The following is an 18,043-nucleotide window of genomic DNA, read 5'->3' on the forward strand; positions in this document are numbered from 1 at the left end:
AATATGCCCTTACTCGTAAGTAAGGGCATATGACGAAAAAATCTTCGAAATCTCTACTTGCAGGCTTTGGGCGCGGTCTGGGCGTGGGTCTTGCTGGCCTGCGCGCTGGCGGTGCTCTGGCCGCCGATTCCTTAATAAATCGCGCCATGGGTAAAGACCCAGGGCAGTCTGATTTTGCGGTGAACGAGGCTCGCCGATTTGTTTCTGAACTCGGTAAAATGAAGGGCAGCTACGTCAAAATAGGGCAGATGATGGCGCTACTGGGCGAGCATTTTTTGCCCCCCTCTCTGGTGGTGGCTTTGCGAGACCTGCACGACGCGACCGAGCCTCTGCCGTACGCGCAGTTGTTGCCTCAGCTGCGATTGATACCTAATTTTGATGAGCTAGAGATCGACCCAAACCCCTTAGCTGCGGCGTCTTTATCGCAAGTGCATCGCGCTAGGATAACAACGACGGGGGAAGAGTTGGTCCTGAAAATTCAGTATCCGGGACTGGCTGATACCATTGATACTGACTTTGATGCCGTGGTGAAAATGCTGACGGTGGCGCGTTGGTTGCGCTCGGGCCGTGAGCTTGATGCCTGGATACAAACGCTGCGCGAACAACTTCAGTTGGAAGTGGACTATCAACGTGAGGCACTCGCCACGATGGCCATGCGTGAGCAGCTAGAGGCCGACTCATCGCATTCAAACTGTGTTGTTGCAGTCCCCAAAGTCTATGCGCAATACAGCACGGCGCAAGTGCTTGCTTTATCCTACGAGCCCGGTGTCAGCGTTGATAATCCGGCTTTATCTAAGTTGTCTTTGTCTAGGCGCAATGCGCTAGCTCAAGCGATGCTGGACCTATTCTTCAAAGAACTGTACGTCTGGGGTGTGCTGCAAACTGACCCGAATTTAGGCAATTACCTAATCCGACCTAAAGCACGCGGTGACAGTCAATCGCTTGACACGCTTGTGCTGCTGGATTTTGGCTCCACGATCGCGTTTGAAGAAGCCTTTTTGGATGCTTTAGGTAGAACGATTGCTGCGGGCCAGGCCCAGGACCGGTCGGCGCTCATACAAGCGTTGATTGACTTAGGCTGTCTGAGCGCATCGAGTCATTCCGAAGCACGCGAGAGCTTTGCGGATTTTTGTTTACAATTGCTCGAGCCCTTGCGCCCCCCAGAAGCGCTGCCGTCGGAGTATCTTGATGACCAAGGACGCTATTGTTGGGCAGAATCGAACCTGATGCGACGCGTGGGACGCTTGGCGGCACAGTCGGTGAAACACAAACATTTCGCGACACCGACACGGCAGTTTGCTGTGATTGCTCGAAAACTGACGGGCGTGTTTACCTTTATTTGCATGTTAAACCCAAGATTTAACGGGCATGCGATTGCACAAAGCCACATTCATGGCTGGTTGGAGAACAAATATGGCGAGTGATAATAAACCGCCCAAGCAAAAAGCCCTGCCCTCCAGCCGGTTTGCACGTCTTAGCCGCATGGCGCGCCTCGCCAGCGGGGTAGCGGGTGGCATGGTTGCCGAGGGGGTGAAACAGTGGTCAAAGGGGCAGCGACCTTCGATGCGTGATTTACTGTTGACCCCCAACAATGCTGAGCGAGTAGCAGAGCGCTTAAGCGAAATGCGTGGCGCGGCGATGAAACTGGGTCAAATGCTGTCGATGGACACCGGTGACTTTTTGCCCAAGCCTCTGGCCGACGCGCTTAGTCAACTGCGCGCCGAGGCACACACTCTGCCACAAAAGCAAACGCGCGCGACGTTGCAGTCGATTTACGGTCTCGATTGGCCCGAGTTGTTTGCACGTTTTGACATCGAGCCCTTTGCAGCGGCATCAATAGGTCAGGTGCATAAAGCTCAGCTGCACGATGGTCGTGATATTGTGGTTAAGCTTCAATACCCCGGGGTATTAGCCAGTATTGATGCCGATGTCGACAACATGGCAACCTTGTTGCGTTGGTCTGGCTTGGTACCCGAGCAGGTCGACGTTGCACCGCTATTAGAGTCGGTGAAGCAACAGCTCAAAGACGAAGCGGACTATGAGCTCGAGGCGAACCATTTGCGAAGCTTTGGTGAGGCGCTACAAGAGGACGCGCGCTTTTGGGTGCCCGACACAGTCGATGAACTGTCGAATAAGCATGCCTTGGCCATGAGCTTTGTCCCTGGCGAACCGATAGAGTCCCTAGAGCACGCCGAGCAAGACACGCGTGATAGGGTAATGACGGCCTTGATTGAGCTACTCTTGATCGAGCTGTTTGAATTGCGTCTGGTGCAAACCGACCCCAACTTTGCCAATTACCGCTACGACTACCCATCGGGCCGAATCGTCCTGTTGGATTTTGGTGCCACTCGTGCGTTCAAGGTAAAATTTGTGAATGACTATCGCAGCTTAGCCAAGGCCGCCGTGGCTGGAAATACAGCTCGAATGTTGGCGGCGGCTGATCGTTTGGGTTACGCCATTGGCGATACCGAGGGCCCTTACCGCGACTTAATTCTGGATGTATTTAATATTGCATTGGAACCTTTGAGCACACCGGGCGTTTATGATTTTGGCCAGTCGGATATGCCAAGCCGCATGATGGCTTTGTCGAATAAGATTACTGAGCATAAAGATTTTTGGCAGGCGCCGCCCGCCGAGGCTATTTACTTCCATCGTAAAATTGGTGGCATGTTTATGTTAGCCCATCGCCTACAGGCTCGTGTGCCTGTCTACGACCTGTTTCAGGCGGCGATAAAGTCCTAGAGCGATTCTACGCGGTCAAGTAATTGATCGGCCCACTGAACAATGCTTTCGCGTTCGTCTGCTGCGCGTTTACGCCATTGGCCAGTGATCAAGCCCATTCTGGGGTTTTTGCTCAAGCTGTCCAGATGACGATCAATGAAGCGCCAGTATAAGCTGTTGTAGGGGCAAGCTTTAGGTCCAGTGGTGAGTTTGGGGTCGTAAGGGCACTGCTGACAATGATTGCCTTGCTTGGCAATGTACTTGCCCGAAGCCGCATAAGGCTTGCTAGCCATAATGCCGTCATCCGCGTTTAACGCCATGCCTAAGGTGTTGGGCAGCTCCACCCACTCGTAGGCGTCTACGTACATGGCCAAATACCAATCGCAGACTTCAGAGACTGACAAACCTGCGAGTAAACTGAAATTACCGATGACCATGAGTCGCTGAATATGATGGGCATAACCCGTATCCAAGCTTTGCTGAATACTTTTATGTAGGCAGCGCATATGAGTGTTGCCGCTCCAAAACCAAGACGGGAGTGGCGTAGCGGCGTTCCATGTGTTCAGTGTGGCGTAGCGTGGCATGTGGTACCAATAAATTCCGCGCACATACTCCCGCCACCCCATGATTTGGCGGATAAAGCCTTCCGTTGCCGCTAAGGGAGCTCGGCCCGCTCGGTAGGCGGTTTCGGCTTGGTTGCAAACGTCGGCAGGCTCTAATAAGCCCGCATTTAAATACAGGCCGATCAAGCCGTGGAACAGCGTGGTCGACTCTTCAGCAAGCGCATCTTGATATTGTCCAAACCGCGGTAAGAAGGTCTGTATGAATTGCGCTAGATGCGCCTGTGCTTGGGTTGCATCGGTCGCGTACGAGAATTGTGTTAAATCACCTGGATGATCACTAAAGTGTTGTTCGACGGTATTGATCACCGTTTGGGTGATTGCGTCGACAGAAAATTTTATGCGTTCCGGTATGGCATCTTTGTTGCGCCAGCCCGATCGGTTATCGGCATCGTAATTCCATTGCCCGCCAACGGGCTTATCATCGTCCATGAGGATATTCAGGCGCTTGCGCATACCGCGATAGAAATACTCCATGCGAAACGTTTTTTGACGGTCAGCCCAGGCTTCAAATTCGGTGTGTGAACACAAAAAGCGGCTATCTTCATGCACAACACAGGGTACGCCTAGTTGGCCGTCCCAGGTCTGTATTTCGCGCTTGAGTCGATATTCGCCTGGCTCACACAGATGCACAGCGTCAAAGATTGGTTGTGAGGCCAAAGTATTTTGTACGGCTTCGAGTAGCGTTTTAATTTGCTGATCAATCGTAAAATAGCGCACTGAGTAGCCTTTGTTACGAGCTTGGTCAGCGAATTTGCGCATGGCGACAAATAGAAATGTAATCTTATGCTTGTTGTGGCGAACGTAGGTCGCTTCCTGTGCAACTTCAGCAAATACCAATGTATCGGTATCGGGCGATGAGTCTAACAACGCAGGCTGTTGCCATGAGAGCTGATCGGCGAGTATAAGTATTAGGCGTTTTGTTTTAGTCATGGTGGTTGTACGTGAGCTTTGAAAAATCGGTCTATCTTGAGGTTTAAATTTTGCGTAAAGCGCTTTTTAGGTCGAAATTTTTTGTCTCGCGTGGTACAACTTAAGTAGTTTTACATCAAAGTATTTATGGGTGGATTATGTCAGTTGAGCAAGAGCTGCTGATTGCGTTACGTCGAATTATTCGTGCTATTGATTTGCACTCAAAAAAGTTGAATCGAGAGGCCGGCTTGACAGGCCCGCAATTGGTTATTTTGCAAACGATTGACCGACTTCCTGAGGTGACACCGAAGCGTGTTGCTGCCGAAGTCAACCTAAGCCAAGGCACCGTTACAGTCATTCTTGATCGTTTGGAGGCGCGGGGTCTGATTCAGCGTATTCGCTCTGAACGAGACCGCCGCAGTTATCAGCTGACATTATCCGAACAGGGTAGGCAGCTCTTGAGTAAAGCGCCTGCGCCTTTGCAAGATAATTTTATCGCGCGTTTTAGTCAATTAGAGCAGTGGGAGCAGAACCAGATTCTCTCCTCGGTACAGCGTCTAGCGGTGATGATGAATGCGGTCGATATTGACGCTGCCCCAATGCTTGAGATTGGAACGCTACAAGCCACCCCGAGCGACTAAAATAACAACCCAAAAGGTTATTCATGCAAGAGCAAGTGCACAGCCAGCTGAACAGTGGCGGTTTTATTATTGATAAGCCCGTCTTTTTTTCGTCCATTTTAATTGTACTGGCACTCGTGTTAGCGGCGACTTCAATGCCAGAGGCCACCGGTGCGGTCTTTGGTCAAATTCAAGCAGCGATTACCCAGTACGCAAGTTGGTATTATGTGCTGGTCGTCGCCATCATTTTGGTGGCGGTCCTGTTTTTTGGGTTTTCACGTCTGGGCGATATCAAGTTAGGTCCAGATCATTCCGTGCCCGATTACTCTCGATCGTCCTGGTTTGCGATGCTGTTTTCAGCCGGGATGGGCATCGGACTTATGTTTTTCGGCGTGGCCGAACCGGTAATGCATTTCTTAGCGCCTCCTACGGGCGATGCGGGAACGGTTGCGGCGGCAAAAGAGGCGATCCGGCTGACGTTTTTCCATTGGGGGCTGCACGGCTGGGCGATCTACGCGATTGTCGCTTTAGTACTGGCGTATTTTGCTTTTCGGCACAATCTGCCCTTAACCCTGCGCTCAGCGCTATACCCGTTGATCGGCGATAAGATCTATGGCCCTATCGGCTCGATAGTGGACACCTTTGCGATTGTTGCAACCATTTGTGGTGTCGCCACCAGTCTGGGTTTCGGTGCTCTGCAGATCAACAGTGGTATTAACTATCTAACGGGCCTGCCCATCAATACCACGGCGCAGATTATTATTGTTATCGTCACTATGATTTTAGCGACCTTGTCTTTGGTAATGGGGCTAGATGCCGGCATAAAACGCTTGTCAGAGTTGAATATGGGTTTGGCGGTGATCTTGTTGGTGGGGGTGGTATTGGCTGGCCCTACGGTCATGTTGTTGCAGATGTTTATGCAAAACATTGGTGGCTACTTGTCGGATTTAGTGACGAAAACGTTTAATTTGTACGCCTATAACCCAACCGACTGGCTGGGCGGCTGGACGATCTTCTACTGGGGGTGGTGGTTAAGCTGGTCACCCTTTGTAGGTTTGTTTATCGCCAGAATTTCGCGTGGCCGGACCATTCGCGAATTTGTCATTGGTGCGATGTTCATTCCCTGTGGTTTTACCTTGTTGTGGATGGCAATGTTCGGCAATAGCGGCATTGAGTTGCTTTTGCACCAAGGGCAAGTGGCCTTTGGCGAGGCCGTGCAAGAGAATCAGGCCGTCGCGCTGTTTAAGTTCCTTGAGTACCTACCCGGCTCGTCCATTATCTCGGGTTTGGCAATCGTTATGGTGGTAGTGTTTTTTGTGACGTCGGCAGACAGTGGTGCCATGGTGCTTAACATGCTGTCTGCGCATGGCCGAGACGATACGCCGCGACTGCAGCGTACGGTTTGGACCGGGATAATTACTCTAGTGACCATTGCGCTGCTTTTATCGGGTGGACTGGGTGCTCTTCAAACCGCAGCGATTGCCAGCGCCTTGCCGTTTTCGGTGGCTTTAATGGCGGCAATTTTTGGTTTTGCTCGCGCTCTGCATATCGATAAGGCCAAGCGCGATATGGCCTTACTCGATGTTACTATGCCCTCTATTAGCGATAAGGGAGAGTGGAAGAAGCGTCTTCAGCTATTGATGCACTATCCGAGTGAAAATAGTATTCAGCGGTTTCAGCGAGATTCTGTCTATCCGGCGCTGGAAGACTTTGGGCGAGAAATCGAACGCTACGGAGTGCGCTATACCTTAACTGACTTGATTGACGAGGAAGGCCGAGCGGCGATTACGGTGGATCACGGCGGTGAAATGAACTTTGTTTACGAGGTGCACTGCAGCGCTCATCAAGTGCCTATTGATGAATCGGGTGAGGTCGCGACCGGAAATTCCGACAAGGTTTACTATCGCGCAGAGGTGCATCTGTCGGAAGGCGGGCAGGATTACGATGTGATGGGTTGGTCTAAAGATCAGGTGATTACCGACATTGTGAACCAATACGAGCATCACATGCACTTTTTGCAGTCTTTGCGCTAGTGACATAAAGCCCGGTTTTGTATCATAAGCACTCTTTAGGATTTGTGGTAACTGAGACAGGTGATGCGTGGCTGACGCGAAAACGATTTTGATTACGGGGGGCGCGGGCTATATTGGTTCGCACACCGTGCTGTGTTGCTTACAGGCCGGTTATGATGTGGTTGTTATCGACAATCTGAGCAACGGGCATCGCGAGGCGATCGAGCGAGTAGAAGCGCTGACACAAAGACTTGTTACTTTCGTGCAGGGCGATATTCAAGACGAGGGCGTTCTTGATCGCCTATTTTCAAGCCATGTCATCGAGTCGGTTATTCACTTTGCTGGCCTTAAAGCCGTGGGCGAAAGCGTACAAAAGCCGACCGAGTATTACACGGTGAATGTCGGTGGCACCTTGACCTTACTTGCCGCTATGGAGCGCGCCGAGGTTCGTAACATCGTGTTTAGCTCATCGGCTACGGTGTATGGCATAGAAGCGCCGACACCCTATCGGGAGTCGTTACCGCGCGGGACAACCTCCAACCCTTATGGTGCCAGCAAGGCCATGATCGAACGTATTTTGGAAGATTTGTGCGTTTCGAACCCTGAGTGGTCGGCGGTTAATTTGCGTTATTTTAACCCCATCGGTGCGCACGAGTCCGGTCGTCTTGGCGAGGATCCACAGGGCATTCCTAACAATTTGATGCCATTCATTGCGCAAGTCGCAGTTGGTCGCCGACCAAAGCTGTCGGTTTTTGGTGGTGATTACCCAACGGCCGATGGCACCTGTCGGCGTGATTATTTGCATGTCATGGATTTAGCTGAAGGTCATGTGCTGGCGTTAGATTATTTGGTCAACAGGGGCTCTCATGCATTTAACCTAGGTACTGGCACGCCCGTCTCCGTACTTGAGATGGTGCACGCTTTTGAGCGCGTAACAGGTGTTGCTATACCCTACCAAATTATCGATCGAAGAGCGGGTGATTTGCCCGAGTTCTGGGCCGATGCCGAGCTTGCCGGGAAGGTTCTGGGATGGAGCGCTAAACGCGATCTAGACGCCATGATGGCGGATACATGGCGCTGGCAATCGGCTAACCCTGAAGGTTTTGTAGGGCTGTAGATTAACCGCTAAACGACAGATTCTCTCACTTGGTCGCTACAGGCTTTACCGGCCTTGCTAGACTGGGCATAGTGGTCGCGTTGATAACATTGGAGGAAGTCTACGTGTCGGTAAAATCCATCTTACATTTTTCGGTACTGACTGCCGTGCTCGCACTCGGTGCGTGCGGCGATGCTAAAACACCTGAAGTGCCTGCGGCCGTCGAGCCAGAACCAACAGTTTCTTTGGCTAAAGATGGTTGGGATTACGCGATGCCAGCCGAAGAACTGCGCGCATTGTGCGAGCAAACGGTCGCGACGGCAAAAGAGCAATTTGCGGCGATTGAAGGGGACACCTCGCCAGCAACGCTGGAGTCGGTTTACGGTGCTTACGAGGCCATGGGTACCAACCTCGAGCAGATTCAACACGCATGGTACATGAAGTCAGTACATCCTGATGAGTCGGTCCGGGACGCAGCTACTGAATGTACTCAGCTTTACTCGGATTTTGCCTCTGGTATTGGCCTGTCGCGCGCTTTTTATGACCGTGTGGCGGCGATCGATACCGTGGGTTTAACCGATTCAGAGCGCCTAATGGTTCACAATCAGCTGCGCGATTTTCGCCAAGCCGGCGTCGACAAAGATGAAGCCACACGCGACAAAGTGCGGGCTCTCCGCAAAGAAATTACAGAAATTGGTAACCAGTTTGACAAAACCATTCGCGATGACACCCGCTATGTCGAGACGACCGTCGAGGCTTTAGACGGTCTGCCGCAAGATTATCTTGAGACACACCAACCCGACGAGAATGGTGTAGTCAAAATTAGCACCGATTACCCCGACTATTTCCCGGTTATGCGCTACGGCCACAACGACGCCTTGCGCAAAGCTTTATCGACAGCGCGGCTTAGTATTGGCTCTCCGACCAATGAGGCAAACCTTCAGCGTTTAATTGAAAAACGTCACGAGTTGGCCAACTTATTGGGTTACGACAGCTATGCGGCCTATGCGATGGACGGCATGATGATCGCAACGCCTGAGAACGCAAAATCGTTTTTAGACGAAGTCGGCGTGGCCTTGAAAAAAGCTGCTGAAAAAGATCTGGCGATATTGAAAGCGCGCAATCAAAAAATTGATCCTCAAGCCGGTGATGTTCAAGTTTGGCAAAGTAGCTATTTGTCGAACTTGGTTCAGGAAGAAGATTACGCCTTGGATTCCAAAGAAGTCCGCGAATATTTTCGCTTCGACAAAGTACAGCAGGGCATTTTCGATCTAACGGAGAGCTTGTTCGGGGTGGATATCGTGCCCTGGAAAACGCAAACCTGGCATGACGACGTTACCGCGTGGGAAGTCCGTGAGAACGGAGAGGCGATTGGTCGCTTCTATCTGGACATGCACCCGCGTGACAACAAGTACAAGCACGCTGCGCATTGGACTCTACGCTCGGGTGTCAAAGGCAAAACCATACCACTTTCAGGGCTGGCCACCAACTTCCCTACAGGTTTGATGGAGCACAACCAAGTCGAGACCTACCTGCACGAGTTTGGTCACTTGTTGCATAACATGTTCTCGGGTACCCAAGAATGGTCTAGCATTACCGGTATGTCGATGGAGCGTGATTTTGTAGAAGCGCCGTCGCAGATGCTAGAAGAGTGGATTTGGGATCTAGAGACCCTACAGAGTTTTGCGACCAACGACGCGGGCGAACCGATTCCCGCCGAACTGGTCGAAAAAATGAATCGAGCCCGTTATTTTGCGACGGCGATGAACACAGCACAGCAAATCTTTTATGCGAACCTGTCATTAGATTTGTACTCGCAAGACCCTGCGTCATTGAATTTGCTAGAGTCCCTGAAAAGTCTGCAGGCAAAATATTCACCGTATCCCTATCTTGAGGGAACGTACTTTTATAATAACTTTGGCCACTTGAACGGTTATTCTTCTAATTACTATATCTATCAGTGGTCACTGGCTATTGCGACGGATCTGTTCAGCCGTTTTGAAGAAGAGGGTATGCGCAATACGGATGTCGCTAAGCAGTACCGTGATGTTGTGCTGGGCTCTGCAGGCAGTAAGCCTGCTGCAGAGTTTGTTGAAGAGTTCTTGGGGCGCCCCTTCTCAACACAGGCTTATATTGATTTATTGAGCAATCTGTAGCCACCGCGTCTGCGCCCCTGCATTGCGGGGGCGGGTTTTCTCAAGGCTGGTTCGTTCATAAGCGCTTCATGCGACGCCCTTCAGCCCCACAGCGCTTAGAACAATAAATGACGTTGTCCCAGTCGCGTTTCCATTTAGCCCGCCAGGCAAACGGGCGCTCGCATACGGGACAAATTTTAGTTGGAAGGTTTAGCTTTTTGTGCGCCATTTTAGCTTATCGGCCAATCGGCGGCGTCAGTGACAAACTCGGGCTGAGGGGTGCGATAGCCGTCCCACTGCGTAGTGAAGAGCCCTTTGGGGTCGAATTGCTCGGTTTGTTTATCGATATTGAAGTGCCGGCCCCCGCGCGGATCACTACCTACCCCTGCTATGTATTGCCAATTGCCGTAGTTGCTGGCCACGTCGAAGTCGATGAGATGCTTCTCGAAAAACGCAGCTCCGTAGCGCCAATCAACACCGAGGTCGTGGATCAAACTGCTGGCCGCAATTTGACGGCCTCGGTTACTCATAAAACCTGAGCGTACGAGTTGGTGCATTAAGGCGTTGACCAGAGGGTAATTGGTTTCACCACGACACCAGCGGGTGAACTGGCGCGGATCGAAGGTGCGCAACTGTTTTTTGCGCGCCACGCCATAGGGCAAGAACAGATGTACGCCATCGATTTGCGCGCGCCAGTAGAAAAATTCGCGCCACAGTAGTTCGAAGAACACCCAATAAGTCGAATCGTTAGCTACGAATTCATTTTCGAATCGTGTTACCTGTTGCATGATCGTTCGGGGCGAGAGGGCACCTGTCGCAAGCCAGGGCGCGAGCGCCGAATAATTGTCTAACCCGTCAAGAGCATTCCGTGTTTGCTTGTAGGTCGCAATAGCCTGTCGGTCAAAAATCCAGTGTTTAATTCGTCGCAGGGCCTCATGCTCGCCCCCGCGATACGGAAACGTTGGGTGAGGGCGAGTGTTACTGGATGGAGTAGGGCCGTATCGCACTTCGGTCATTTTCGGTGGTAGTTGCTTAGGCGGCGCAAGTGGCTCTGCAATGGGTTGGGCCTCCATTTTTTTACGAAATGGTGTGAAGTGTTTGGGTAGATCGGCCAGATCAAAAGTGAGATCGTCTTCGTCGAAAAGGGTGTTGCCCCGCGTTACACTAACGGCACAGTCTAAGGCGTCTTGCAGTGCTTTGAGCGAGTTGCTTTCGTTGTATGCCTGCGGACGCGAGGTGATGACGTGCTCAATGCCAAGCTCTTCTATCATCAGGGGTAGCACTTGTTCAGGATGTTGTACGCTGACAAATATGTCTTGTCCAAGTTCGCCAAGCTGGTGCCTGAGATGCTCGAGAGTTTCGCTCAAAAATCGCGTTCGTTGCGCGCCCAGTCCCGTGAGGTTGCACCATGGTCTGGGTTTTGGCCAGCAGTAGACAATCAGTAATTCGCTTGCCTGACTGGCCAGCTGAAAGCCTGCATGGTCAGCTAGGCGGAGATCGTTTTGTAACCAAAGTAGGGTGCGCATAAAAGCCTCTGAGTTGATTCGTAGATACGCGTTAACTCAGGGCTCGGATTCTTATTACCAGTCCACTGCTCACGCGTTGATCGTCACAAATAGTGACTGTCGCAAGCTGACCGCGCGAGGCGCTTGGCCTTAACATCGAGAGCCCGTATGCTAATCGCTTTACAATAATGACTAGGAGTCACCGTGACTGACATAAGCTGCCTGTTTGAGCCCGTAACTTTGGGCAATTTAAGCTTGCCCAATCGTATTGCCATGGCGCCCATGACGCGCAATTCATCGCCCGATAACATCCCGACGGATGCAAACATCGAGTACTACCGCAAACGTGCCGCGGCGGGTGTGGGTTTGATCATCAGCGAGGGTACTTGTGTCAATCACCCGGGCGCTAGTGGTTACCCGGGTGTTCCTTATTTTTACGGTGAAGAACGTTTAGCCGGATGGAAGCGAGTGGTCGAGGCCGTGCACGCTGAGGGCGGGAAATTTGCGCCACAGCTTTGGCATGTAGGTGCCGTGCGTAAAGCGGGGACGCCCCCCGAGGGCGATGTGCCGGGGTACGGTCCGTCTGGTATGAACGTGCCCGGCAAGGTCAATCGTCATGTCATGACTCAGCAGGACATTGACGACGTGATTAAGGCCTTTGCCGATGCGACGCGCGATGCTAAAGCGATTGGTTGTGATGCGGTAGAGCTGCACTGTGCACACGGTTACTTACCCGATCAATTCCTGTGGGAGGGTACCAATCAACGCACTGATGAATACGGTGGCTCAATGGCAAATCGTTCCCGATTTGTGGTCGAGCTTATCAAAGCCTGTCGCGCGGCGGTGGGTCCCGACTTCCCAATTATCATGCGCTGGTCGCAGTGGAAACAACAGGATTACACGGTGAAGTTGGTCAAGACGCCAGAGCAGCTAAACGAATTTTTAATGCCTTTCGTGGACGCTGGTGTCGACATTTTCCATTGCTCGACGCGCCGTTTCTGGGAGCCCGAGTTTGAAGGCAGTGATCTGAACTTGGCAGGCTGGACAAAAAAACTGACGGGTAAACCCACCATCAGTGTGGGTAGTGTGGGTCTGAACGCAGACTTTTTGCCACAAGCAGGCGAAACCGCTTTCCGTGCCGCCGAACCGGCAAGTCTAGATGAGCTAATCACGCGTATTAGCAATGACGAATTCGATTTGGTTGCGGTGGGTCGTGCATTAATTGCCAATCCAGAGTGGCCAGCTATGGTTAAAGCCGGTCGTTTTGATGAGCTCGAGTCTTACGATTCTAAGATGCTAATGACGCTTAAATAAACGGCCTAAAGGGGTGCCGTTTTGACAAGACATTTGGTTTGGTTCCGACAAGATTTACGCGTTTACGACAACACGGCACTCTGGCATGCCTGCCTTGACCCCGAAGTAGAAGTCATTGCCCTTTTTTGTGCGACGCCACAGCAGTGGCGTTTGCACGATATGGCCCCAGTGCGCGAGCGATTTTTATGGCGCAACCTAGCCGTATTGAAGGAGAGGTTAAGCGAGCTCAATATTCCCCTGATGGTCAAACATTGTCAGACCTTTGAAGACTGCGTGCAGGATTTGCCAACACTGTGCGAGGAGTTAGGCGTCACAAATCTTTACGCTAATTACGAATACCCTGTTAATGAGCAAAAGCGCGACAGAGTTATACGCGAGGTACTAGCGGACAAAGTCAGTTGCCACTGGTATCACGACTTTGGCATAAAACCACTAGGCCTTCTGACGAAGACAGGTAACCCTTATACGGTATTTAGCCCCTTTAAACGCGCTTGGATAGAGCGCTGGCGAGCTGACCCTGCACCAATTTATCCTTCCCCAGAGCCTCGCCGCTGTTCTGCGGCTGTGCCAAGTAGCGATTTGCCCGCTGTCGATAAACAGGCAGTGGACCAGTTTTGGCCAGCGGGGGAAGACGCGGCCATGAATCGTTTAGCGCATTTCTGTGAGGATCGTATCGACCACTACAAGGCTAAACGCGATTTACCCGCAGAGCCTGGTACCTCGGAGCTGAGTCCTTATTTGGCTGCCGGCGTCATTTCGCCGAGAGTGTGTTTAGACGCCGCCATAGGTGCCAATCGTGGTGACATCCACGAGGGTAGGCAAGGCCCAGATACCTGGATCAGCGAGCTCATATGGCGGGATTTTTACATTCATATCCTAGATACCTACCCCCGCGTATCGATGAACCGCTGCTTTAGAGTCGAAGGCGAGAAGATTCCTTGGCGCAATGCTCCCGAGGACTTTGCTGCTTGGTGTGACGGGCGCACGGGTTATCCCATCGTAGACGCCGCTATGCGGCAGTTGGTCCAAACCGGATGGATGCACAATCGCCTGCGCATGTTAGTCGCGATGTTTCTCACTAAACAGTTACTCATCGACTGGCGTGAGGGGGAACGTTTTTTCATGCAGCATTTAATCGACGGTGATTTGGGTGCAAATAATGGGGGTTGGCAGTGGGCGGCGTCGACAGGCACTGATGCGGCACCGTATTTTCGGATTTTTAATCCGATTACTCAAAGCCAAAAATTTGATGCTAGCGGGGCATTTATTCGTCGCTTTGTACCCGAGTTGAGCGAGTTGTCCAATAAGGATATCCACATGCCCGCGCCCTTGATGCGACAAAGCTTGGCGAGTGCTTACCCTGAACCGATCGTTGAATTGAAGTTTGCCCGTGAGCGGGCCCTTGCGGCGTTTAAATCGGTTTAGTAGACAGAAAAAAGGCGTGCAGCAAAGCGAGGGGGGATATGGCGCTGCACGCCCAGGAGTGACTAGTTAATTGCGGCTTCGTTGAGGTCAGCCACCAGCGAGTTGCGAATATTGTCAGCGACTTCAAACGCGTCGATGCGGTAATTATCGTGGTCAATGCCAGCCAATATTTTCGCGCCTTTCTTCGCGGCGGTAATCATCGCTGGTGTAAGCTCGTAACGCATGAAGTGAACGCTTGAGGTCTTGTCAGCGGTATCGCGCTCTAAATCCTCATCGGCGATCGCAAAGATCTTGTCAAAGCCCTCGACCTGAAGCCAGGTTACGTCTTCGATACCAATAAGCTCGCCTAGACGCACAGCACGCTCGGCTGGGTCGGTGTACTCAATCATAAACGTCGCCTTCCAGTTGTGTCCGTCTGGGATGAGCGGATTGTAGGCGTCGAGTTCCTCATGAATGCCTTCCGCCTCGAATACGCGCTCAATGCGCAGCATTTCTTGGATTTGGTATTTGATGGTCAGCGCATCTTCAAAGTACAGACGCGCATGCGCACCCAACGCTAGTTGACGCGATTTTTTGTGCGCTAGCACCTTGTCTCGAAAGCCCGCACGCTCTTGTGCGTATTCTTCAAGTGACCAGAGATCGGCTCTGGATAAAGTCATAGTATCCTCCTAAGTTTATAGGCCGTAAGCCATGCACAGTAGGGTCATGGGGTGTTTGGGTTTATCCACTTTGCTGGACAGTTCGGCAATGTGAGTTGCGGCCATTGGACAATCGCTCGAGAAGTGATCTGGCTCTTGCTCGTCGACCTTACGAACCACTGGGCGCGCAATCTTGACGGCTTTTTGATAGGTTTCTTCCTTCACCGCGTAGGTGCCGTCATGCCCCGAGCAGCGCTCTTGAGCCGTGACGGTGGTTTCGGGTACCAAATTCAGCACGTCGCGGGTTTTCATGCCGATGTTTTGCACACGTAAATGGCAAGCGACCTGGTAGGCAATGTCACCCAGCGCATTCGGGAATTCTGTGTTCAATTCGCCGCCTTTATGGCGCAACCATAAGTACTCAAAGGGGTCAAAGAAGGCTTTTTGTACCTTCAGGACATCGGGATCGTTGGGGAACAGCAATGGCAATTCTTGCTTATACATCAATACACACGAAGGAATGGGCGCAATGAGGTCATAGCCCTCATCGACCAGTTTGGCCAACACGGGGATATTGGCGTCTTTCAATTTTTCGACGGTGTCTAGGTCACCCAGCTCAAGCTTAGGCATGCCACAGCATTTTTCCTTGGGGACGATATCAATGTAAATTCCGTTGTGCTGAAAGACTTTTACAAAGTCTTCCCCTAGGGTTGGACTGTTGTAGTTGCCATAACAGGTCGCGTAAAGCGCTACTTTGCCCGTGGTGTTACCTACTTCTTTAGGCTCTAGACTCTTGATCATAGGTTTGACGCGCTTGCGCAAGGTCTTGCTGTGAAACTCAGGCACTGGTGCTTCTCTGTGCACACCAAAGCCTTTTTCGAATACTTTGCGGAAGGTGTCGTTTTTGTTTAAGGCGTTGACTGTTACGTCGACCAGAGGGATAGAGGTCATGCCAAATACTGTATCAGTACTTGTTAACACCTTGTCACGAAGTCGAGCGCCTTCGTTCTTGAATTTCTGCGCCTTGGCACGAAGCATTAAGTGAGGGAAGTCGATATTCCATTCGTGTGGCGGCACGTAAGGGCATTTAGTCATGTAGCAGAGATCGCACATGTAGCACTGGTCGACAACTTTGATGTAGTCTTCCTTGGCGACGCCGTCGACTTCCATGGTTTCCGATTCGTCGACTAAGTCAAATAGCGTGGGAAACGAATCGCACAGGCTTACGCAGCGGCGGCAGCCGTGACAGATGTCGTAGACGCGCTCTAATTCATCATTCAGTGCGTCTTTGTCCCAAAATTCTTCCGATTTCCATTCAACCGGATGGCGTGTAGGTGCCTCTAAGCTGCCTTCTCTCACGATGCTTCCCCTCAAGATTCGGTATTGATGTAGCGAAAAAGGGGCCCAAGCGCTTGGGCCCCCTGGCACGCACCTGGATCAGGCGCGTGACTTTGGAGTTAACCGTCGAGTTGATCCAAAGCTTTCTGGAAACGATTAGCGTGGCTGCGCTCAGCTTTTGCCAAAGTTTCCATCCAGTCAGCGATTTCGTCGAAACCTTCGTCACGCGCGTCTTTCGCCATACCTGGGTACATATCGGTGTACTCGTGAGTTTCACCTGCAATAGCTGCTTTCAGGTTGTTCTCAGTGCTACCGATGGGTAGACCCGTTGCTGGATCGCCTACAGCCTCTAAGTACTCTAAGTGACCGTGAGCGTGGCCCGTTTCGCCTTCTGCAGTTGAACGGAATACTGCTGCAACATCGTTGTAGCCTTCAACGTCCGCTTTGGCGGCGAAGTATAGGTAACGACGGTTTGCTTGTGATTCACCTGCGAATGCATCTTTCAGGTTTTGTTCGGTTTTTGAACCTTTTAGTGACATTGTCTTTACTCCTTGTTTACCACTAGTGATGGTCGTGCACGACCGGAATAAGCCCTACACTATGCAGGGATACGTAGTGTAAAGCCGAACGGATGATCTGTATAATGAAAAAAATCAGACTTACCTTTCGGAAAAATCGATGAGTAGACAGCCCACCCTCAAACAACTGCGCTACCTCCTAGCGGTAGCGGACGCTGGACATTTCGGACAAGCGGCTAAAGCCTGCTTTGTGTCGCAATCCACCCTTAGTGCCGGCATCTCTGAACTTGAAGATCTATTAGGCGTGGTTCTGCTTGAACGAACAAGCCGAACCGTTCTATTAACTGACATTGGTCAAGAAGTAGTGCGACGCGCTCGCGCTACCTTACTAGATATCGAGGATATGATCGCCGTTTGTGACGCCTCGCAAAAGCCTTTTACGGGCCGTTTGCGCATGGGCGTGATACCCACTATCGCGCCATTCGTTCTGCCGTCCTTAATGAAACGACTGCGGGAAGAACATCCAGACTTTAAACTTTTGGTGAAAGAGGACTTAAGTGGGCACTTGGTCGAGGCTTTGAATAAGGGCGATTTGGACGTGCTGCTGCTGGCTTTGCCGTTTGAGGCGGAAAACGTCGACACAGAAGTCTTGTATGAGGATAAGTTTTGGTTCGCTTGTGCCCATAGCCACTCATTACATCAACGCGACAGCATGCTGCCCGATGATCTGCGAGGTCAAGATCTGTTGCTGCTTGAGGACGGTCACTGCTTGCGAGATCATGTGTTAGAGGCCTGTAACCTTGAACTGAAAGACGTATCCTTGCCGTTTCAAGCCACCAGTTTGAATACCATTGTGCAAATGGTGGCAAGCGGGATAGGCGTTACCTTACTCCCAGATATGGCGGTTCATGGCTCTTTACTGGCGGGGGTTGATATCAGTCTCAAACCGTTTGCCGCTGACGCAATCTCACGAAATATTGGTTTAATGTGGCGTAAAAAAAGCCCACGCGCGGATGACTATCGAGCTCTGGGAGAGATCGTGGCAGCTACGCGGTGAGCGCATGAGCGCTTTGAACTCGCGCCCGCCTCGTGATTTATTCTGCACACGGCGTGCCAATCCTGCATTTTGGTGCACTTGAACTAGATGCCACTTGATTGCGGCTGTGAGATACTAAGCGACTTTACGCGG

The 18,043-nt window shown here is 51.6% G+C and carries 15 protein-coding genes; 9 read left to right on the forward strand and 6 right to left on the reverse strand.

What is annotated here, in order from left to right; translation table 11 throughout:
• Positions 1 to 29: 29 nt before the first annotated feature.
• Both ACTF5Z_RS01585 and ACTF5Z_RS01590 read left to right on the forward strand, forming a co-directional pair.
• Positions 30 to 1,424 carry an ABC1 kinase family protein gene (locus ACTF5Z_RS01585; protein ID WP_438984236.1) on the forward strand — a complete coding sequence of 465 codons (1,395 nt, stop codon included), beginning with the start codon at positions 30 to 32 and terminating at the stop codon, positions 1,422 to 1,424.
• The gene (locus ACTF5Z_RS01590; protein ID WP_423850354.1) at positions 1,414 to 2,742 is read left to right on the forward strand and encodes an ABC1 kinase family protein; all 1,329 of its coding nucleotides are present in this window, start codon (positions 1,414 to 1,416) and stop codon (positions 2,740 to 2,742) included. Before ACTF5Z_RS01585 ends, ACTF5Z_RS01590 begins: the two co-directional genes overlap by 11 nt.
• On the opposite strand, the gene ACTF5Z_RS01595 is transcribed toward ACTF5Z_RS01590, so the two are convergent.
• Positions 2,739 to 4,274 carry a cryptochrome/photolyase family protein gene (locus ACTF5Z_RS01595; RefSeq protein ID WP_438984237.1) on the reverse strand — a complete coding sequence of 512 codons (1,536 nt, stop codon included), beginning with the start codon at positions 4,272 to 4,274 and terminating at the stop codon, positions 2,739 to 2,741. The genes ACTF5Z_RS01590 and ACTF5Z_RS01595 overlap by 4 nt on opposite strands.
• 137 nt (positions 4,275 to 4,411) lie before the next feature.
• Between ACTF5Z_RS01595 and ACTF5Z_RS01600 the strand changes: the two genes are divergently transcribed.
• The 4 genes from ACTF5Z_RS01600 (at position 4,412) to ACTF5Z_RS01615 (ending at position 10,137) form a co-directional block, all read left to right on the forward strand.
• Complete coding sequence (locus ACTF5Z_RS01600; RefSeq protein WP_009576573.1) at positions 4,412 to 4,894, forward strand: MarR family winged helix-turn-helix transcriptional regulator; 483 nt, start codon at positions 4,412 to 4,414, stop codon at positions 4,892 to 4,894.
• A 23-nt stretch (positions 4,895 to 4,917) separates the two neighbouring features.
• Positions 4,918 to 6,906, forward strand: coding sequence for a BCCT family transporter (locus ACTF5Z_RS01605; RefSeq protein ID WP_438984238.1), 1,989 nt, complete (start codon positions 4,918 to 4,920; stop codon positions 6,904 to 6,906).
• Positions 6,907 to 6,973: 67 nt separating this feature from the next.
• Positions 6,974 to 8,002 carry a UDP-glucose 4-epimerase GalE gene (gene galE / locus ACTF5Z_RS01610; protein WP_438984239.1) on the forward strand — a complete coding sequence of 343 codons (1,029 nt, stop codon included), beginning with the start codon at positions 6,974 to 6,976 and terminating at the stop codon, positions 8,000 to 8,002.
• A gap of 104 nt (positions 8,003 to 8,106) precedes the next feature.
• Positions 8,107 to 10,137 (forward strand): M3 family metallopeptidase, encoded by a 2,031-nt coding sequence (locus tag ACTF5Z_RS01615; RefSeq protein ID WP_438984240.1) that lies wholly within the window; start codon positions 8,107 to 8,109, stop codon positions 10,135 to 10,137.
• A 55-nt stretch (positions 10,138 to 10,192) separates the two neighbouring features.
• Here the strand turns inward: ACTF5Z_RS01615 and ACTF5Z_RS01620 are convergent, their stop codons facing one another.
• Together ACTF5Z_RS01620 and ACTF5Z_RS01625 are read right to left on the reverse strand one after the other, a co-directional pair.
• The gene (locus ACTF5Z_RS01620) at positions 10,193 to 10,345 is read right to left on the reverse strand and encodes a DUF2256 domain-containing protein (RefSeq protein ID WP_423850484.1); all 153 of its coding nucleotides are present in this window, start codon (positions 10,343 to 10,345) and stop codon (positions 10,193 to 10,195) included.
• A 1-nt stretch (position 10,346) separates the two neighbouring features.
• Positions 10,347 to 11,642, reverse strand: a complete 1,296-nt coding sequence (locus ACTF5Z_RS01625) for a DASH family cryptochrome (protein ID WP_438984241.1) — start codon at positions 11,640 to 11,642, stop codon at positions 10,347 to 10,349.
• 183 nt (positions 11,643 to 11,825) lie between these two features.
• Here ACTF5Z_RS01625 and ACTF5Z_RS01630 point away from each other — a divergent pair, with 183 nt between their 5' ends.
• Both ACTF5Z_RS01630 and phrB read left to right on the forward strand, forming a co-directional pair.
• Positions 11,826 to 12,935 (forward strand): NADH:flavin oxidoreductase, encoded by a 1,110-nt coding sequence (locus ACTF5Z_RS01630; RefSeq protein WP_438984242.1) that lies wholly within the window; start codon positions 11,826 to 11,828, stop codon positions 12,933 to 12,935.
• A gap of 21 nt (positions 12,936 to 12,956) precedes the next feature.
• Positions 12,957 to 14,360 (forward strand): deoxyribodipyrimidine photo-lyase, encoded by a 1,404-nt coding sequence (gene phrB / locus ACTF5Z_RS01635; protein WP_438984243.1) that lies wholly within the window; start codon positions 12,957 to 12,959, stop codon positions 14,358 to 14,360.
• Between the two features lie 62 nt (positions 14,361 to 14,422).
• Here phrB and ACTF5Z_RS01640 read toward each other — a convergent pair whose 3' ends face one another.
• The 3 genes from ACTF5Z_RS01640 to ACTF5Z_RS01650 all read right to left on the reverse strand — a co-directional run bounded on the left by ACTF5Z_RS01640 (position 14,423) and on the right by ACTF5Z_RS01650 (position 16,875).
• Positions 14,423 to 15,019 carry a DUF3501 family protein gene (locus ACTF5Z_RS01640; RefSeq protein WP_438984244.1) on the reverse strand — a complete coding sequence of 199 codons (597 nt, stop codon included), beginning with the start codon at positions 15,017 to 15,019 and terminating at the stop codon, positions 14,423 to 14,425.
• Positions 15,020 to 15,034: 15 nt separating this feature from the next.
• On the reverse strand, positions 15,035 to 16,357 hold the full coding sequence (locus tag ACTF5Z_RS01645; protein ID WP_438984245.1) for a heterodisulfide reductase-related iron-sulfur binding cluster: 1,323 nt from the start codon (positions 16,355 to 16,357) through the stop codon (positions 15,035 to 15,037).
• 98 nt (positions 16,358 to 16,455) lie between these two features.
• Positions 16,456 to 16,875 carry a rubrerythrin family protein gene (locus tag ACTF5Z_RS01650; protein WP_009574689.1) on the reverse strand — a complete coding sequence of 140 codons (420 nt, stop codon included), beginning with the start codon at positions 16,873 to 16,875 and terminating at the stop codon, positions 16,456 to 16,458.
• A 139-nt stretch (positions 16,876 to 17,014) separates the two neighbouring features.
• On the opposite strand from ACTF5Z_RS01650, the gene ACTF5Z_RS01655 reads away from it, so the two are divergent.
• The gene (locus ACTF5Z_RS01655) at positions 17,015 to 17,911 is read left to right on the forward strand and encodes a hydrogen peroxide-inducible genes activator (protein ID WP_438984246.1); all 897 of its coding nucleotides are present in this window, start codon (positions 17,015 to 17,017) and stop codon (positions 17,909 to 17,911) included.
• Positions 17,912 to 18,043 lie beyond the last annotated feature (132 nt).

The organism is Aequoribacter sp. (assembly GCF_965659035.1).
Taxonomy (GTDB): Bacteria; Pseudomonadota; Gammaproteobacteria; order Pseudomonadales; family Halieaceae; genus Aequoribacter.

What these genes read in the sequence shown, in the direction of transcription:
- ACTF5Z_RS01650 (WP_009574689.1), bottom strand. Translation starts at nt 16,875, where the DNA reads ATGTCACTAAAAGGTTCAAAAACCGAACAAAACCTGAAAGATGCATTC.
- ACTF5Z_RS01585 (WP_438984236.1), top strand. Translation starts at nt 30, where the DNA reads ATGACGAAAAAATCTTCGAAATCTCTACTTGCAGGCTTTGGGCGCGGT.
- ACTF5Z_RS01640 (WP_438984244.1), bottom strand. Translation starts at nt 15,019, where the DNA reads ATGACTTTATCCAGAGCCGATCTCTGGTCACTTGAAGAATACGCACAA.
- ACTF5Z_RS01595 (WP_438984237.1), bottom strand. Translation starts at nt 4,274, where the DNA reads ATGACTAAAACAAAACGCCTAATACTTATACTCGCCGATCAGCTCTCA.
- ACTF5Z_RS01655 (WP_438984246.1), top strand. Translation starts at nt 17,015, where the DNA reads ATGAGTAGACAGCCCACCCTCAAACAACTGCGCTACCTCCTAGCGGTA.
- ACTF5Z_RS01590 (WP_423850354.1), top strand. Translation starts at nt 1,414, where the DNA reads ATGGCGAGTGATAATAAACCGCCCAAGCAAAAAGCCCTGCCCTCCAGC.
- ACTF5Z_RS01605 (WP_438984238.1), top strand. Translation starts at nt 4,918, where the DNA reads ATGCAAGAGCAAGTGCACAGCCAGCTGAACAGTGGCGGTTTTATTATT.
- ACTF5Z_RS01620 (WP_423850484.1), bottom strand. Translation starts at nt 10,345, where the DNA reads ATGGCGCACAAAAAGCTAAACCTTCCAACTAAAATTTGTCCCGTATGC.
- ACTF5Z_RS01625 (WP_438984241.1), bottom strand. Translation starts at nt 11,642, where the DNA reads ATGCGCACCCTACTTTGGTTACAAAACGATCTCCGCCTAGCTGACCAT.
- ACTF5Z_RS01600 (WP_009576573.1), top strand. Translation starts at nt 4,412, where the DNA reads ATGTCAGTTGAGCAAGAGCTGCTGATTGCGTTACGTCGAATTATTCGT.